Origin of the sequence: Methylobacterium oryzihabitans, assembly GCF_004004555.2 — a bacterium.
In the GTDB taxonomy this organism is placed as follows: Bacteria; Pseudomonadota; Alphaproteobacteria; order Rhizobiales; family Beijerinckiaceae; genus Methylobacterium; species Methylobacterium oryzihabitans.
In genome coordinates this window covers 38,873-54,120 of record NZ_SACP01000020.1, presented here as the reverse complement: position 1 = coordinate 54,120, position 15,248 = coordinate 38,873, and the positions used below count along the sequence as shown (strand labels likewise).

Genomic DNA, 15,248 nt, shown 5'->3' with positions numbered 1-15,248 from the left:
CCCGCATTCCCGCGGACGGGCCCCGGCCCTCAGCGGCCGGTGAAGGCCGGCTTGCGCCGGGCCCGGAAGGCGTTGACCGCCTCCTGGTGGTCCTCGGTGCGGTTCGACAGCGCCTCGTAGGCGACGCTCGCGTCCATGACGCCGTGGACGATCCGCTTCAGCTCGATGTTGGTCACGGTCTTGCTCCAGCGGATCGCCTTGGTGGCGCCGGCGAGCAGCCTGGCCGTGAAGGCCGCCACCGCCGCGTCGAGTTCCTCGGGCGGGACGGCGTGGTTGATGAGGCCGATCTCCGCCGCCTTGCGGGCGGGCAGCAGGTCGCCGGTCATCAGGTATTCCTTGGCGCGGGCGTAGCCGATGAGCTGCGGCCAGATCGCCGGGCCGCCGTCGCCGGCGACGAAGCCGATCGAGACGTGGGGATCGCCGATCCTGGCGGTGTCGGCGGCGAAGATCACGTCGCAGAACAGCGCCAGCGTCGCGCCGAGGCCGGTGGCGTGGCCGTTGACCCGGGCGATCAGCGGCTTCTCGAGGTCGAGCATCGAGAACACGATGCGCTTGGCCTCGCGCGCCGTCTGCTCGAACGACTCGGGCCGGTCGATCGCGGTCTGCATCCACGGGATGTCGCCGCCGGCCGAGAACGCCCGCCCGGCGCCGGTCAGCACGATCACGTCGCTGCCGGGGTCGACCGCGACGTCGTAGAAGACGTGGGCCAGTTCCTCGTGCAGCAGCGCGTCGGCGGCGTTGAGGCTGTCCGGGCGGTTCATCGTGATGGTGAGGAGCCGCCCCTCCCGCGTGATCGTCAGGGTCTCGTAGCGCTCCTCAAGCGGCACTTGCCTCATCGTCCGGTCTCCCCTTCGGCGACAGGGTGTCTGTCGCGAGCTGCCTGATCCGGGCCTCGGTGCCGCCGTCGATCCCGGCGGCGACCTGGAGGCGCTTGTAGACGTGGCCGACCCGGTACTCCTCGGTCATGGCGATGCCGCCGCTCGCCTGGATCAGGCGCGAGGCCGCGGCCAGGCCCTCGCGGCCGAGCACCACCCGGGCCGAGGCCGCCGCCCGCCGCCGCTCCGCCGGCGCGCCGTCGAGGGACGCCGCGCTCCACAGCATCAGCGAGCGCAGGGTCTCGAGGTCGCAGAACGCCTCGGCCATGAGGTGCTGGACCGCCTGGAACGACCCGAGCGTCTGGCCGAACTGCCGGCGCTGGTTGAGGTAGCCGACCGTGAGGTCGAGGCCGGCGGCGAGGGCCCCGTAGGCGTCGGCCACCAGGGCCGCGGCGGCGCAGTCGCGGATCTCGTCGATCGCCGCCAGCGCGTCGTGCCCGGTGGCGAGCACCGCGCCGGCGGGCAGGTCGAGCCCGTCGAGGGGCGGGACGGCGCCGCGGCGCCCGTCGATCAGGCGCCGCTCGGGAACCGGGCGCGCTTCCACGCACAGCAGCGCCGCGCCGTTCGGCGAGCCCTCGCCCGCGGCGACGAGCCAGTGGGTCGCGGCGCCGGCATCGAGCGCGAGGCCGCCGCCGCCGCGCAGCCGCACCCCCTCGCGACCGGGCGCGACGCTCAGGCCCCCGGCCGCGGGATCGCCGGAGACGAGGGCGAAGCGCACCGCGCCGGCGGCGAGGCCGGGGGCGAGGGCGGTCAGGCCCGCGAAGCCGCGGCGCATCAGCCGCGGCACCACCAGCACGTCGGCGGCGAGCGAGCGCCGCAGCAGCACCCGGCCCGCCTCCTCGACGAGGGCGAGGGCCTGGAGCGCGTCCGCGCCGCCGCCGCCGAACTCCTCCGGCAGCCCCATGGCGAACCAGCCGAGCCCGGCCATCTCGCGCCGGACCGCGTCCTCCTCGCCCGGGGAGGGCAGGGTGGGCGTCCACGGGCAGCGCTCCTCCAGGAAGCGGCGGGCGCCCTCGCGCAGCATCAGGTCGTCGTCGCGTTGGTCCGGTGATCGCCGCATGTCAGCACTCATACGATTGTCGATTGATCGCTCGGCGACTCCGTTGCAGTCGCTGTCGCGATGCGAAAATCGGCTCCGCTCGAGTGTCGCGCGGGCGGCCGATGCGGATTTCGGAACGACTCGTCCGAAGCCCGCATCAGCGCAGGCCCAGCGTGGCGCGGGCGATGATGGTCTTCTGGATCTCGTTCGAGCCGGCGTAGATGGTGACCACCCGCCGGAAGAGGTGCCGCTCGGTCCAGCCCGCGACCTCGCCGCCGGCGGCGTCGGGCATCGTCAGGGCGTCCTCGCCGATCACGTCCATCGCCAGCTCGCTGATCGCCTGCTGGAGCCGCGAGCCGATCACCTTGACGATCGACGCCTCCGGCCCGGGCTCGCGGCCCTCGGTCTGGTCGACGAGGACGCGCAGCACCGTCGCCTCGAGGCCGGCGAGGTGCGCCTCGACCACCGCGAAGCGGCGCCGGACGGCCGGGTCGTCGAGGACCGCCCCGTCCGGCCCGGGGCGGGCGGCCGCCAGCGCCTTCAGCCGCTCGAACTCGCGGCGCGAGCGGTGGACCTGGGCGTTGTTGGTGCGCTCGTGGGCGAGCAGGAACTTGGCGTAGCCCCAGCCGCGGTCGACCTCGCCGATCAGCGCGTCGTCGGGCACCCGGACCTCGTCGAGGAACACCGAGTTGACGCTGTGGCCGCCGTCGATCGTCACCACCGGGGCGATGGTGACGCCCGGCGCCCGCATGTCGACGACGAACAGCGACAGCCCGGCCTGGGGCTTGGCCTCCCGGTTGGTGCGGGCGAGGCAGATCATCAGGTCGGCGAAGTGCCCTTCCGTCGTCCACGCCTTCTGCCCGGTGACGACCCAGCCGCCCTCGACCCGGCGGGCGGTGGTGCGCAGCGAGGCGAGGTCGGAGCCGGCCTCGGGCTCCGAGTAGCCCTGGCACCAGAACTCGGCGCCCGAGCGGATCGCCGGCAGGTAGCGGTCCTGCTGGGCCTGCGAGCCGAACGCGACGAGCGTCGGCCCGACGAGGTAGATCCCGAACACGCTGAGCGGCGGCGCGTCGGCCGCCGCGCATTCGGCCTCGAACAGGAAGCGCTGGATCGGCGTCCAGCCCGGCCCGCCGGCGGAGGCGGGCCAGTGGTGGGCGGCCCAGCCGCGGGCATCGAGGATCCGGTTCCAGCGCGCCATGTCCTCGCGCGACAGGTGGATGCCCTCGCGGGTCCGGCGGGCGAGGTCCGGCGGCAGCATCGCGCGGATCGCCGCCCGGATCTCGGCCCGGAAGGCCCGCTCGTCGTCGGTGAGGAAGGCGTCCACGCGTCCGTTCACTCCGTGCTCGGTGTCCCGAGGTTCGCCGCCGGGCCCCGGCGCGACAAGGCCGGGGCTGGCCCTGCTTCAAGACCAATCGCCGGTCACGGCAGCAGCACGGTGGCGCCGGTCGTGTCGCCGGCCTCGAGCCGGCGGTGGACCGCGCCGGCATCGGCGAGCGGCGCGAGCAGGCCGATCGCCGGGCGCAGGTCGCCCCGCTCCACCATCGCGAACATCGCGTCGGCCCCCGCCTGGAGGTCGGGCAGGGTGCGCAGGTGCGCGAACACGCCGGGCACGCTCACCGACAGCGACCGCTGCGGCCCGAGCCGCGCGAGATCGACCGACGCCAGCGCCTCGCCCGCCTGCCCGAGGTTGATCGCGGTGCCGAACGGCCTCAGGCAGTCGAGGGAGCGGGCGAGCACGTCCCCGCCGATGCCCTCGCAGACGACGTCGACGCCCGCGCCGTCGGTCAGCCGCAGCGTCTCGGCGACGAAGTCCCGCTCGCGGTGGAGGATCACCGCCTCGCACCCGGCTGCCCGGGCGACCTCGGCCTTGGCCGGCGAGCCGACCGTGCCGATGACCCGGGCGCCCGCGGCCCGCGCCCATTGCGCCAGCAGCACGCCGAGTCCGCCCGCCGCCGCGTGGACCAGCACCGCGTCGCCGGGGCGCAGGGGGCGCACGCGGGTGAACAGCATGTGGGCGGTCATGCCCTTGAGCATCAGGGCGGCGGCCTCGTCCCGGATCCCGTCCGGGATCCGCACGAGGCGGGCGGCGTCGATCACCCGGGCGCTGGCGTAGCTGCCGACCGGCGGGCCGGCATAGGCGACCCGGTCGCCGGGCCGCAGCGCCACCCCCGGGCCGGCCGCCTCGACGATCCCGGCCGCCTCGACGCCAATGGCGCCGGGGAGCGCCGGGATCGGGAACACGCCGCGGCGGTGATAGGTGTCGATGAAGTTCACCCCGACCGCGGTCTGGCGCAGCAGGACCTGCCCCTCGCCCGGCGGCGGCAGCGCGACCGCGACGGGGGCGAGCCGCTCGGGGCCGCCATGGGCGTCGATCCGCATCTCGATGGCGCGCACGTCCTGCCTCCCGGGTCGTCCGCCCCTCCATGGCGGCCCGGGGCGGCGCCCGGCAATCGGCTCAATGGTCCGGCGACGAGACCAAACCGGGCTTTGACGGGACGCGCCCGCGGCGGGCGAGATGGCGCCCGGCTGGATTCCTGTTGTGTCGCAGAACCGGCAGCCACGTTCGCGAAATCTGCTGAGACGCGGAGCGCCCGCCCGATGACCGATCCGTCCTCCCTCCTGTCCCTGACCGTGCCGCAGCTCCTTCGCCGGCGAGCGCGGGAGGGCGGCACCGGCCTCGCGCTCTCGGCCCACGCGGCGGGCGGCTGGCGCGACCGGCTCACCTACGGCCAGCTCGTGCAGCGGATGGACGCGGTGGCGGCGGGCTTCCACGCCCTCGGCCTGCGGACGGGCGACCGGATCGGCGTGCTCCTCGGCAACGAGGCCGGGCGGGAATGCCTGCTCACCGCCCTCGGCGCCCTGCGGATCGGCGCCGCCGTGGTGCCGTTCAACACCCGCGCCGCCGACGAGGAGCTCGGGCACGCCCTCGCCCTCGCCGAGCCGGCGGCGATCGCCTGCACGGCCGCCGGGGCGGCCCGGCTCGCCCGGCTCGCCCCGGCCGTCCGCCCCCTCGTGGTCGGGCCGCCCGCGGCCGGGGAGGGGGCGCCGGCGGGCGCCGAGCTGTGGCCCGAGCCCCTGGCCGGGGAGTTCGGCGCCGCGCCCGCGGAGGATCCGGACCCCGACCGCCTCGGCTGCCTGCTGTTCACCTCGGGCACCACCGCGCGCTCCAAGGCGGTGATGCACAGCCACGCCACGATGCTCGGCGCCGGGCTCGCCTGCGGCGAGGCGCTGGGCCTGCGGGCCGAAGACCTCTACCAGGGCGGCTGGCCGTTCTTCACCAGTTCGCCGCTCAACCTCGGGGCGATGTCGTGCTGGATCGCCGGCGCCGGCCTCGTGCTGGAGGAGCCGCTCGACAACCGCGGCCGCCTGCGCCTGATCGCCTCCGAGCGCACGACCTTCTACCACGGGGTCCCGTCCGTGGTGCATTTCCTGATGGAGGAGTTCGCCGTGCGCCCCACCGACGTGTCGAGCCTGCGCCGGATCGGCTACGGCGGCTCGGCGATGCCGCCGGACGTGATCCGCCGGCTCGCCGCGCACTGGCCCCATGTCGAGCAGGTGCAGATCTACGGCATGACCGAGAGCGGCCCGAGCGGCACGCGGCTCGAACCGGCGCTGATGGAGGACAAGCTCGGCTCGATCGGCAGCGCGATGCCCCATTGCGCGGTGACGATCGTCGACGAGGCGGGCGCGCCGCTGGGACCCGGCGAGACCGGCGAGATCCTGCTTCGCGGCCCGGGTGTCGCCAGGGGCTACTTCCGCAACCCCGCCGCCACCGCCGAGGCCTTCGTGCAGGGCGGCATCCGCACCGGCGACGTCGGCCATCTCGACGCCGACGGCTTCCTGTACTTCACCGACCGGCGCAAGGACGTCATCAACCGCGGCGGCCTGAAGGTCGCCTCGGTGGCGGTCGAGGAGGTGCTCTACCGGCATCCGGACGTGCGCGAGGCGGCGGTGATCGCGGTCCCGCATCCGGGCCTCGGCGAGGACGTCGCCGCCTGCGTGGTGCCGCGCGAGCCCGGCCGCCTCGACACCGCGGCGCTCGCCGCCTTCTGCGCCGAGCGGCTGGCCGACTACGCCCGCCCGCGCCGCTGGCTCGTCCTCGACGAATTGCCGAAGAACCCGATGGGCAAGGTGCTGAAGACCGCGCTGCGGGCGCGCTTCGCCGAGGAGCCGGCCGCGTGACAGTGGTCTTTCCACCAGCCCAGGACCCGCCTTGCGGAGGTCCGGCGCGTCTTCGAAGCTGACCGTCAAGAGGCCGCCCGAGCGGCCCGCCAAGGACAATCAGGAGGAAAAGCCCGATGACGACCACGTTGTCGCGACGCGCGGTCCTGGTGCGCGGCGCCCTCGCGCTCTCCGCCACGGCCTTCGCCACCGGAGGCTTCGCCACCGGAGCCCTGGCCCAGGCCGAGATCCCGGTCGGCTGGGTGCTGCCGCTCAGCGGCGGCTCGGCCGCCATCGGCCAGCAGGCCCGCACCGGCGTGCAGATCGCCGTCGACCAGATCAACGCCGCCGGCGGGATCAAGGCGATGGGCGGCGCCAAGCTCAAGCTCGTCTTCGCCGATTCGCAGTCGAAGCCCGACATCGGCTCGTCGGAGACCGAGCGGCTGATCCAGCGCGAGAACGTCGCGGTGATCGGCGGCGCCTTCAACAGCGCCGTCACCTTCCCGGCCACCGAACTGGCCGAGCGCTACAAGACGCCCTGGATCGTGATGGGGGCGGTGAAGGACGAGATCACCGAGCGGAACTTCAAGTACGTCTTCCGCATCAACAACAAGGCGACCTACGACGCCCGCGAGCAGCTCGACGCCATCGACATGCTCAAGACGGAGACGGGGCAGGGCCCCAAGACCCTGGCGATCTTCTACGAGGGCTCGGACTGGGGCCGCTCGCACGCCGCCAACGTGCGCAAGCTCGCCAAGGAGCGCGGCTACACCCTCGTCCTCGACGAGGCCGCGCCGCCCAACCAGGTCGACTTCTCGGCCCAGCTCCTCAAGATCCGCGCCGCCAGGCCCGACGCGCTGATCGCCGCCTTCTACACCCCCGACCATCTGCTGCTGTCGCGCCAGCTCTTCGAGCAGCAGCTCAACCTGCCCTTCGGCCTGCACTCGGTCGGTGGCGGCACCGAGGACCCGTCGTTCTACAAGGCGGTCTCGCCCAAGGCCGTCGCCTACTACTTCGTGCAGGAGGACCGGCAGGTCGACGCCCTCCAGGGCGAGCCGCTGCCCGAGTTCGTCGACGTCGAGAAGCGGTTCCGCGACACGCTCGGCTACGGCATGAGCGCCTACGGGGCGCAGGGCTTCTCGGTGATGTACGTCATCCGCGACGCCCTGGAGCGGGCCCGCAGCGCCGACCGGCAGGCCCTGCGCGACGCCATCGCGGCGACCGACCTCACGTCCGGCCCGGCGATGTATGTCGGCTACCAGCGCATCAAGTTCGACGAGCAGGGCCAGAACACCTTCGCGCATGGTGCGATCTCGCAGAACCTGAACGGCCAGCGCCGCACGGTGTGGCCGGCGGCGAGCCGCGCCCCCGACACCAAGCCGGCCTGGCCGGTGCCGGCCTTCGGCGCCCGCTCCTGACGCGCGAACGGGGGCGGCGGGCCGCCGGCCCGACACGCATGGGCCCCATGGACCCCCTGATCCTCTCCTTCGCGCTCGTGAACGGACTCCTGATCGGCGGCGTCTACGGCGGCGTCGCGCTCGGGCTGAGCCTCATCTTCGGCGTGATGCGCGTCGTCAACTTCGCGCACGGCTCGCTGCTGATGCTGGCGCTCTACGCGGCGTTCTGGCTCCAGGCGCTCGCCGGCATCGACCCCTATGCCAGCGTCGTCGTCACGGTGCCGCTGCTGTTCGCGGTCGGCTTCCTGATCCAGAGCGTCGTCATCGCGCCGCTGATCCGGCGCGAGAGCGCGCTGGTGGTCGAGCCGCTGAGCGCGCTGCTGCTCACCGCGGGCGTCTACCTCGTCATCGACAACCTCGCGCTGATGGCCTTCGGCCCCGACGTGCGCTCGGCCTCGTCGGGCCTCGCGCTGGCGCCGCTGATGCTCGGGCCGATCCCCGTCAACATGCAGCGCCTCATCGCCTTCCTGGCGGCGATCCTCGCCGCGGTGTCGCTGTCGCTGTGGCTGCGCAGCACCCGGATGGGCCGGGCGATCCGCGCCACCGCCCAGAACCGCGACGCCGCCGCCCTGTCGGGGATCGACGTGCCGCTGGTCTACGCGGTGACCTTCGGCATCGGCGCGGCCCTGCTCGGCCTGTTCGGCTCGCTGCTCGCGACCTTCATCCCGATCACCCCGCAGGTCGGCCTCAGCTTCGGCATCCGCTCGTTCATCGTCGTGGTGCTCGGCGGCATCGGCAGCATCCCGGGCTCGATCGTCGGCGGCCTCGTCATCGGGGTGTTCGAGGCGCTGGCCTCGCAGTTCGTGCCGGCGACCTCGGCGGCGATCCTGTCCCTCGGCCTGTTCGTCCTGATCCTCCTCGTGCGGCCGAGCGGCCTGATGGGACGCGCCTGATGACCGCCCACCCGAACCGGCTCCACGAGAGCGCCGCCCGCCTGCCCGCCGGCCGGCCGCGCCGCGCCGCCGCCGGCGGCGTCTCCCCGGCGGGTCTCCTCGCCCTGGCGCTGATCGGCCTCGCGGCGCTGGCGCTGCCGCTCGTCGCGGATTCCTACCTGCTGCATTCCTGCATCGTCGTGCTGTTCTTCGCCTACATGGCGACCGCCTGGAACTTCGTCTGCGGCTATGTCGGCCAGCTCTCGATCGGACACGCGATGTTCGCGGGCGTCGGCGGCTACGCCACGGTGCTTCTGTTCACCGGCCTCGGCCTGTCGCCGTGGCTCGGCCTGCCGGTCGGCGGCCTGCTCGCCGCGGCGCTCTCGGTCGTGGTCGGCTACCCGACCTTCCGCCTGCGCGGGCCGTACTTCGCCCTGACCACGATCGCCTTCGCGGAGATGATCCGGATCTGGGTCGAGAACACCGAGAGCGTCCTCGGCATCCCGGTCAACGGCGCGGCCGGGCTGACGGTGCCGCTGGCCGGCGAGAGCCTCGCGGCGCTGCAGTTCAACGGCAAGGCGCCGTACTACTACCTCATCGTCGCGCTGCTCGCCGGGGCGCTCGCGGCGACCTGGGCGCTCGAACGCTCGAAGCTCGGCTTCTACCTCAAGGCGATCCGGGGCGACCGCGACGCCGCCGAATCCCTCGGCATCAGCCCGGCCCGCTACCAGCTCGTCGCGCTGGCGATCAGCGCCTTCATGACCGGGATCGGCGGCGGCTTCTACGCCCAGTTCTTCCGCTACGTGAACGCCGAGCGGCTGATCGGCGTCGACCTGTCGATCGACATGGCCTTGATGAGCATCATCGGTGGCCAAGGCACGGTGTTCGGGCCGCTCCTCGGCGCGGTGCTGCTCGCGCCGCTGGCCGAGATCACCCGCGGCACCCTCGGCGGCTCGTTCCTCGGCCTGCACCTCGTCGTCTACGGCATCATCCTCATGCTCGCGGTCCTCTACCTGCCCAAGGGGCTGATCGCCCCCTTGCGCGCCGTACTGGCCCGCCTCGCCCGCCGCGGAGGCGCCCGGTGAACGCTCCCCTCCTCGACGTGCGCGGCATCGGCAAGCGCTTCGGCGGCGTCCACGCGGTGCGCGACCTGTCGTTCCGCCTGGAGCAGGGCGAGATCCTGGCCCTGCTCGGCCCCAACGGCGCCGGCAAGACCACCGCCTTCAACATGATCGCCGGGTTCTTCCGCCCCGACGGCGGCGAGATCCTGTTCCGGGGCCGCGACATCGCCCGGCTGCGCCCCTGGGACATCTGCAAGGCCGGCATCGCCCGCACCTTCCAGCTCTCGAAGCCCTTCGCCGACCTCACGGTGGTCGAGAACCTGATGGTCGGCGGCTTCGCGCGCTCCTCCGACACGGCGGCGATCCGCGAGCGGGCCGAGGAGATCGCCGACTTCCTCGGCATGGGCCGGCAGGCCGACACCGAGGTCCAGCACCTCACCGCCTTCGACCGGCGCAAGCTCGAGCTCGGCCGGGCGCTGTCGACCCGGCCGGTCCTGCTGCTGATGGACGAGGTCGTGGCCGGCGCGACCCCGGCCGAGGGCCAGGAGATGGTGGCGCTGGTGCGCCGCATCCGCGACCGCGGCATCACCATCCTGATCGTCGAGCACGTCATGAAGGTGGTCATGGCGCTGAGCGAGCGGGTGATCGTGATGGAATCCGGCCGGCTGATCGCCGACGGCGCCCCCAAGGACGTGGTGAGCCGGCCCGAGGTGCTCAAAGCCTATTTCGGGGAGCAGTATGCCGCAGCCCGCGCTTGAGGCCACCGACCTGCGGGCGGGCTACGGCGACGTCCGCGTCCTCGACGGCGTGTCCCTGCGGCTCGACCCGGGCGAGATCGTCGCGCTGATCGGCGCCAACGGCGCCGGCAAGACCACGCTGCTGCGCACGATCTCGGGCCTCGTGCGGGCGCGCGGCGGCGCGGTCTCGCTCTACGGGACGCGGATCGACGGGCTGGCGCCCCACCGCGTCGCCGAGGCCGGCTTCGTGCAGTCGCCCGAGGGCAAGCAGCTCTTCCTCGGCATGTCGATCCAGGAGAACCTGCTGGTCGGCGCCCATAACCGGCGCGCCTACGCCCGTCGGCGCACGACGATCGAGGAGGTCTACGGCCTGTTTCCGATCCTCGCCGAGCGGCGCGACAAGGCCGCCTCGACCCTCTCGGGCGGGCAGCAGCAGATGCTGGCGGTGGGCCGGGCGCTGATGGCCCGGCCGCGGGTGCTCGCCCTCGACGAGCCGTCGCTGGGGCTGGCGCCGATCATGGTCGACCGCCTGTTCGAGGCGATCCGCGCGGTGCGCAAGCTCGACATCCCGATCCTCGTGATCGAGCAGAACGTCTTCCAGGTCCTGAGCATGGCCGACCGGGGCTACGTCCTGGAGAACGGCCGGGTCACGCTCTCTGGCACCGGCCGCGACCTGATCGAGAACGAGCACCTGAGGGCGACGTATCTCGGGCTGTGACGCCCCCGCCCGGCGACGGGCCGCAGCAAGGAACTCAGCGATGCAGTTGAAGGACAAGGTCGCGCTCATCACCGGCGCGGGCAGCGGGCTGGGGCTCGCCACCGCGACGGCCTTCGCCCGGGAGGGCGCGCGGGTGATGGTCAACGACCTGCACCTCGCGGCGGCGCAGGAGGCGGCCCGGACCCTGGGCGAGGGCCACGCCGCCGCCGGCGGCGACGTGTCGAAGGAGGCCGACGTCGCCGCGATGGTCGAGGCGACGCTCGCCCGCTTCGGCCGGATCGACGTGCTGGTCAACAATGCCGGCATCGCCGACAGCTTCGTGCCGACGGTCGAGCAGCCGCTCGACCACTGGCAGCGGCTCATCGACGTCCACCTCACCGGCACCTACCTCGTGTCGAAGACCGTCGCCCCGCACATGATGCGCCAGGGCGGCGGCGCGATCCTGAACCTCAACTCGATCGCCGGCGTCCTCGGCCTGCCGGTCCGCACCGCCTACAGCGCCGCCAAGGCCGGCATCGGCATGCTGACCCGGGTGCTCGGCTGCGAATGGGGGCCGCACAACATCCGGGTCAACGCCGTGGCGCCGGGCTACATCCTGACCCCGCTCACCGAGGGGCTGATCGCCGCCGGGCGCATCGACCCGGCCCGCATCCGCCGCCGCACGCCGATGGGGCTGCTCGGCGCCCCCGAGGACATCGCCGAGGCGATGGTCTTCCTCGCCTCCGACCGGGCGCGCTTCGTCACCGGGATCACCCTGCCGGTCGACGGCGGCTACTGCGCCTTCGGGGCGCCGAGCGACGCCTTCGCCCTCGACGACCTCGACCCCCGCACCGCTGCGTGAGGAGAACCGCATGAGCGTGAGGATCTTCGGGGCGCCGCCGCGCTACCACCAGGGGCCCGGTGCCGTCCGCGACCTCGGCCGGATCGCCAGGGGGCTCGCCGGGTCCGCCTGCGTCGTGATCGATGCCGGCGTCCACGCGCTGCTCGCCGAGCCGGTCGCGGCGAGCCTGCGCGAGGCGGGTGTGACGGCGCGCGTCACGTCCTTTTCCGGCGAGATCACCCACGCGGCGATCGAGGCCCTAGCGGAGCAGGTCCGCGGCGACCGGCCGGGCCTCGTCGTCGCGGCGGGCGGCGGCAAGACCCTCGACGTCGGCAAGGGGGTGGCGGAGCGGCTCGGGGTTCCGGTGGTCACGGTGCCGACCATCGCGTCGAACGACGCGCCGACCAGCGCCACCTACGCGGTCTACGACGACGCCCACGTCATGGTCGCGGTCGAGCGCATGGCGCGCAACCCCGACGCGGTGGTGGTCGACACGGCGCTGATCGCCCGGGCGCCGGCGCGGTTCCTGCGCGCCGGCATCGGCGACGCCGTCACCAAGGCGTTCGAGGCGCAAGGGTGCCGGGCCGGCACCGGCCTCACCCCGTTCGGCACCCGGCCGCTGCTGATCGGCGCCGCGATCGCGGAGGCCGGCTACCGCACCCTGCGGGCCCATGCGGCCTCCGCCCTCGCGGCGGTGGAGCGCGGCGAGGTCACGCCGGACCTGGAGGCCACCGTCGAGGCGTGCATCCTGATGAGCGGGCTCGGCTTCGAGAATGGCGGCCTGTCGCTCGCCCACGCGATGACGCGCGGCCTCGTCAAGGCGCGCGGCGCCCGGGATGCGCCGCACGGCGAGCAGGTCGCCTACGCGGTGGTGGTGCAGCTCGCCGTCGAGCGCCGGCCGGAGGCCGAGATCCGCGACCTGATGGGCTTCCTGCGCGAGGTCGGCCTGCCGGTCCGGCTGGCGGAGCTCGGCATGGCCGGGGCGACGGACGAGGAGATCGACGCCGTCGCCGCCCTGACGATGACCGCCCCCCACATCCCCAACCTGCCGCTCCCGGTCACGGCCGCGGACATCGCCGCCGGGATGCGGCGGGTGGAGGAACTGGCGGGAGGGTGAGCCGACGGTCGGTTTCCGGGCGCGGGATCCGCTGTCCCAGATGGGCTCCTGTACTGGCGCAGCGGGTCGTGCGGCTTCTCCTCGCCCCGCTTGCGGCACGACTGTTCGGGGACAATTCCTTTTAGAATCAAGCGCGGGATCCCCTCTCCCGAGTGGGAGAGGGGTAGGGGTGAGGGTGGCGCGGCGCCAGGATTAAGCAACAACAGTTGAGCTGCGCAGCTCAACACTGAGAGTTCAATTCTGTAGCCGAGCCACCCTCACGCGGGATCTTCGATCCCCCGGCCCCTCTCCCACTCGGGAGAGGGGAGAAGCGCTACGTCTCGTCCCCGGGCAGCCGGGAGGGGACCCGCGCAGCCACGAAAAGCCGCCTGCGGCGACCGCCGGCACGCCACGCCGCACGGCCTCCGCGAGGGGCCCCGGCCCACGGGAGGACCACCATGACGCCGCCCCCGGACACGCCCCCGGACAACGGGTTCGCGCCCCTCGACCTCGACGGCCTGCGCGAGATGGCCCGGGTCAACCGCCTCGACGTCGCGGCGATGTTCATGGCCGCGGGCAACGGCCATTTCGGCAGTTGCTACTCCTGCACCGAGATCGTCACCGCCCTGTACTTCGCGGTGATGCGGGTCGACGCGGCCCGGCCGGACTGGCCCGACCGCGACCGCTTCGTCCTCGCCAAGGGCCACGCCGCCCCGACCCTGTACTCGGCGCTGATCCGGCGCGGCTTCTTCCCCGAGGGGTGGATCCACGAATTCGAGACCCGGGTCGGGGCCCGGCTGGCGACCCATCCGTCGCGCCGCTCCCAGCCCGGCGTCGATTCCTCGCAAGGGGCGCTCGGCCACGGCCTGTCGAACGCCTGCGGCATGGCGCTGGCCGGCCGCCTCGACGGGCGCGACTACCGGGTGTTCGCGGTGCTCGGCGACGGCGAGCTGCACGAGGGCTCGGTCTGGGAGGCCGCCGCCTTCGCGCCCAAGCACCGCCTCGACAACCTCGTGGCGGTCGTCGACCGCAACGGCCTGTGCGTCGACGGGCGCGCCGACGAGGTGCTGCCGCTCGAACCGCTCGCCGACCGCTGGGCGGCCTTCGGCTGGGACGTGGTCGAGGCCGACGGGCACGACCTCGCGGCGCTGCTGCCCCTCCTCGACGTGCCGCGCTTCGGCGGCTCGGGCCGGCCGCGGGTGGTGATCGCCCGGACGGTCAAGGGCCGCGGCGTCTCGTTCATGGAGGACGTCCGCGGCTGGCACGCCGACGCGATCGCACCGGCCCAGTACGCGGCGTTGCGGCGCGAGTTGCGGGAGGTGTTGCGGTGAGCCTGCTCGATCATCCCGACCGGCTGCGGGAGCACGTCGCGGCGTTCCGGGCCGCCCGGCCCCGCGAGGACGTGCGGGCGCGGTTCGGCGCGAGCGTGATGGCGCTGCTGGAGCGCCGGCCCGACGCCGTGGCGGTCACCGCCGACCTGATGCACGCCACCGGCCTCGCCCGGCTGCTGCCCCGCTTTGCCGACCGGCTGATCAATGTCGGCATCGCCGAGCAGAACATGACCGGGGTCGCGGCCGGGCTCGCCGCCTGCGGCCGGCTGCCGGTCGTGTGCGGCTACGCCGCCTTCACCACCCTGCGGGCGGTCGAGCAGGCCAAGGTCGACTGCGCCTACAACGACCTGAAGGTGATCCTCGCGGGCCTCGGCTCCGGCCTCACCTACGGCGTCGGCGGCCCCACCCACCAGACCTACGAGGACGTCGCGATCATGCGGGCGATCCCGAACATGGTCGTGGTGGCGCCCGCCGACCCGGTGGAGCTCGGCCACGCCCTCGACGCCGCCGCCGACCTCCCCGGTGCGGCGCCGGTCTACCTGCGGCTCGGCCGCGGCCCCGAGCACGTCGTCACCCCGCCCGGGGCGCCGTTCGAGATCGGCCGGGCGATCCGGCTCGCCGAGGGGCGCGACGTCTGCCTCGTCGCCCACGGCGCCATGGTGATGGAGGCGCTGCTCGCCGCCGACCTGCTGCGGGCCGAGGGGATCGCGGCCGAGGTGCTGAACCTGCACACGGTCAAGCCGATCGACCGCGACGCGATCCTGACGGCGGCAGGGCACGTGCGGGCGATGGTGGTGGTCGAGGAGCACAGCGTCATCGGCGGCCTGGGCTCGGCGGTGCTGGAGGTGCTGGAGCGCGGCCACGCCTTTCCGGTGGTCCGCATCGGGATCGAGGACCGATATCCGCCGACCGGTCCGACCCCGGAGCTGCGCGAGGCGCTGGGGCTGTGCGGTCCGCACGTCGCCCGGGTCGCGCGCGACCTGCTGCGCTGATCGCCACGCCGGCGGAGTGCCGCGGCGGCCGATGACGCGCAGGGACAACCTGGACGCGATCGGCTAAGCCGGCGCTCCAACGGCGGCGG

At 73.7% G+C, this 15,248-nt stretch carries 14 protein-coding genes; 10 read left to right on the top strand and 4 right to left on the bottom strand.

Annotated features, from left to right (window positions below; genetic code table 11):
• Nucleotides 1-29: 29 nt before the first annotated feature.
• From EOE48_RS19090 to EOE48_RS19075, 4 genes are all read right to left on the bottom strand, one after another.
• Nucleotides 30-836, bottom strand: coding sequence for an enoyl-CoA hydratase/isomerase family protein (locus tag EOE48_RS19090; protein WP_187371477.1), 807 nt, complete (start codon nt 834-836; stop codon nt 30-32).
• Complete coding sequence (locus EOE48_RS19085; RefSeq protein ID WP_187371476.1) at nt 817-1,935, bottom strand: acyl-CoA dehydrogenase family protein; 1,119 nt, start codon at nt 1,933-1,935, stop codon at nt 817-819. The genes EOE48_RS19090 and EOE48_RS19085 overlap by 20 nt, the downstream gene beginning before the upstream one ends.
• Nucleotides 1,936-2,071: 136 nt before the next feature.
• Nucleotides 2,072-3,250, bottom strand: coding sequence for an acyl-CoA dehydrogenase family protein (locus EOE48_RS19080; protein WP_127732079.1), 1,179 nt, complete (start codon nt 3,248-3,250; stop codon nt 2,072-2,074).
• An 83-nt stretch (nt 3,251-3,333) separates the two neighbouring features.
• The gene (locus EOE48_RS19075; protein ID WP_246154606.1) at nt 3,334-4,308 is read right to left on the bottom strand and encodes a quinone oxidoreductase family protein; all 975 of its coding nucleotides are present in this window, start codon (nt 4,306-4,308) and stop codon (nt 3,334-3,336) included.
• A 204-nt stretch (nt 4,309-4,512) separates the two neighbouring features.
• On the opposite strand from EOE48_RS19075, the gene EOE48_RS19070 reads away from it, so the two are divergent.
• From EOE48_RS19070 to EOE48_RS19025, 10 genes are all read left to right on the top strand, one after another.
• Nucleotides 4,513-6,096 (top strand): class I adenylate-forming enzyme family protein, encoded by a 1,584-nt coding sequence (locus EOE48_RS19070; protein WP_187371475.1) that lies wholly within the window; start codon nt 4,513-4,515, stop codon nt 6,094-6,096.
• Nucleotides 6,097-6,212: 116 nt separating this feature from the next.
• Nucleotides 6,213-7,493, top strand: coding sequence for an ABC transporter substrate-binding protein (locus EOE48_RS19065; protein ID WP_127732075.1), 1,281 nt, complete (start codon nt 6,213-6,215; stop codon nt 7,491-7,493).
• A 47-nt stretch (nt 7,494-7,540) separates the two neighbouring features.
• The gene (locus EOE48_RS19060) at nt 7,541-8,425 is read left to right on the top strand and encodes a branched-chain amino acid ABC transporter permease (protein ID WP_127732073.1); all 885 of its coding nucleotides are present in this window, start codon (nt 7,541-7,543) and stop codon (nt 8,423-8,425) included.
• Nucleotides 8,425-9,489 (top strand): branched-chain amino acid ABC transporter permease, encoded by a 1,065-nt coding sequence (locus EOE48_RS19055; protein WP_127732070.1) that lies wholly within the window; start codon nt 8,425-8,427, stop codon nt 9,487-9,489. Before EOE48_RS19060 ends, EOE48_RS19055 begins: the two co-directional genes overlap by 1 nt.
• Nucleotides 9,486-10,223, top strand: coding sequence for an ABC transporter ATP-binding protein (locus EOE48_RS19050; protein WP_127732068.1), 738 nt, complete (start codon nt 9,486-9,488; stop codon nt 10,221-10,223). Before EOE48_RS19055 ends, EOE48_RS19050 begins: the two co-directional genes overlap by 4 nt.
• Entirely contained in the window at nt 10,204-10,920 is a 717-nt protein-coding gene (locus EOE48_RS19045) for an ABC transporter ATP-binding protein (RefSeq protein ID WP_127732066.1), read from the top strand. The genes EOE48_RS19050 and EOE48_RS19045 overlap by 20 nt, the downstream gene beginning before the upstream one ends.
• Nucleotides 10,921-10,960: 40 nt before the next feature.
• Nucleotides 10,961-11,761 carry an SDR family NAD(P)-dependent oxidoreductase gene (locus EOE48_RS19040; protein ID WP_127732064.1) on the top strand — a complete coding sequence of 267 codons (801 nt, stop codon included), beginning with the start codon at nt 10,961-10,963 and terminating at the stop codon, nt 11,759-11,761.
• A 10-nt stretch (nt 11,762-11,771) separates the two neighbouring features.
• Nucleotides 11,772-12,857: a glycerol dehydrogenase gene (locus EOE48_RS19035; protein ID WP_127732062.1), complete on the top strand. Its 1,086-nt coding sequence runs from the start codon at nt 11,772-11,774 to the stop codon at nt 12,855-12,857.
• A 437-nt stretch (nt 12,858-13,294) separates the two neighbouring features.
• On the top strand, nt 13,295-14,167 hold the full coding sequence (locus tag EOE48_RS19030) for a transketolase (protein ID WP_127732060.1): 873 nt from the start codon (nt 13,295-13,297) through the stop codon (nt 14,165-14,167).
• Nucleotides 14,164-15,159, top strand: coding sequence for a transketolase family protein (locus EOE48_RS19025; RefSeq protein WP_127732058.1), 996 nt, complete (start codon nt 14,164-14,166; stop codon nt 15,157-15,159). Before EOE48_RS19030 ends, EOE48_RS19025 begins: the two co-directional genes overlap by 4 nt.
• Nucleotides 15,160-15,248: the final 89 nt, after the last annotated feature.

Excerpts from the sequence above, each read along its gene's own strand:
- EOE48_RS19070 (WP_187371475.1), top strand. The coding sequence starts at position 4,513 with ATGACCGATCCGTCCTCCCTCCTGTCCCTGACCGTGCCGCAGCTCCTT.
- EOE48_RS19035 (WP_127732062.1), top strand. The coding sequence starts at position 11,772 with ATGAGCGTGAGGATCTTCGGGGCGCCGCCGCGCTACCACCAGGGGCCC.
- EOE48_RS19065 (WP_127732075.1), top strand. The coding sequence starts at position 6,213 with ATGACGACCACGTTGTCGCGACGCGCGGTCCTGGTGCGCGGCGCCCTC.
- EOE48_RS19060 (WP_127732073.1), top strand. The coding sequence starts at position 7,541 with ATGGACCCCCTGATCCTCTCCTTCGCGCTCGTGAACGGACTCCTGATC.
- EOE48_RS19040 (WP_127732064.1), top strand. The coding sequence starts at position 10,961 with ATGCAGTTGAAGGACAAGGTCGCGCTCATCACCGGCGCGGGCAGCGGG.
- EOE48_RS19055 (WP_127732070.1), top strand. The coding sequence starts at position 8,425 with ATGACCGCCCACCCGAACCGGCTCCACGAGAGCGCCGCCCGCCTGCCC.
- EOE48_RS19045 (WP_127732066.1), top strand. The coding sequence starts at position 10,204 with ATGCCGCAGCCCGCGCTTGAGGCCACCGACCTGCGGGCGGGCTACGGC.
- EOE48_RS19030 (WP_127732060.1), top strand. The coding sequence starts at position 13,295 with ATGACGCCGCCCCCGGACACGCCCCCGGACAACGGGTTCGCGCCCCTC.
- EOE48_RS19090 (WP_187371477.1), bottom strand. The coding sequence starts at position 836 with ATGAGGCAAGTGCCGCTTGAGGAGCGCTACGAGACCCTGACGATCACG.
- EOE48_RS19085 (WP_187371476.1), bottom strand. The coding sequence starts at position 1,935 with ATGCGGCGATCACCGGACCAACGCGACGACGACCTGATGCTGCGCGAG.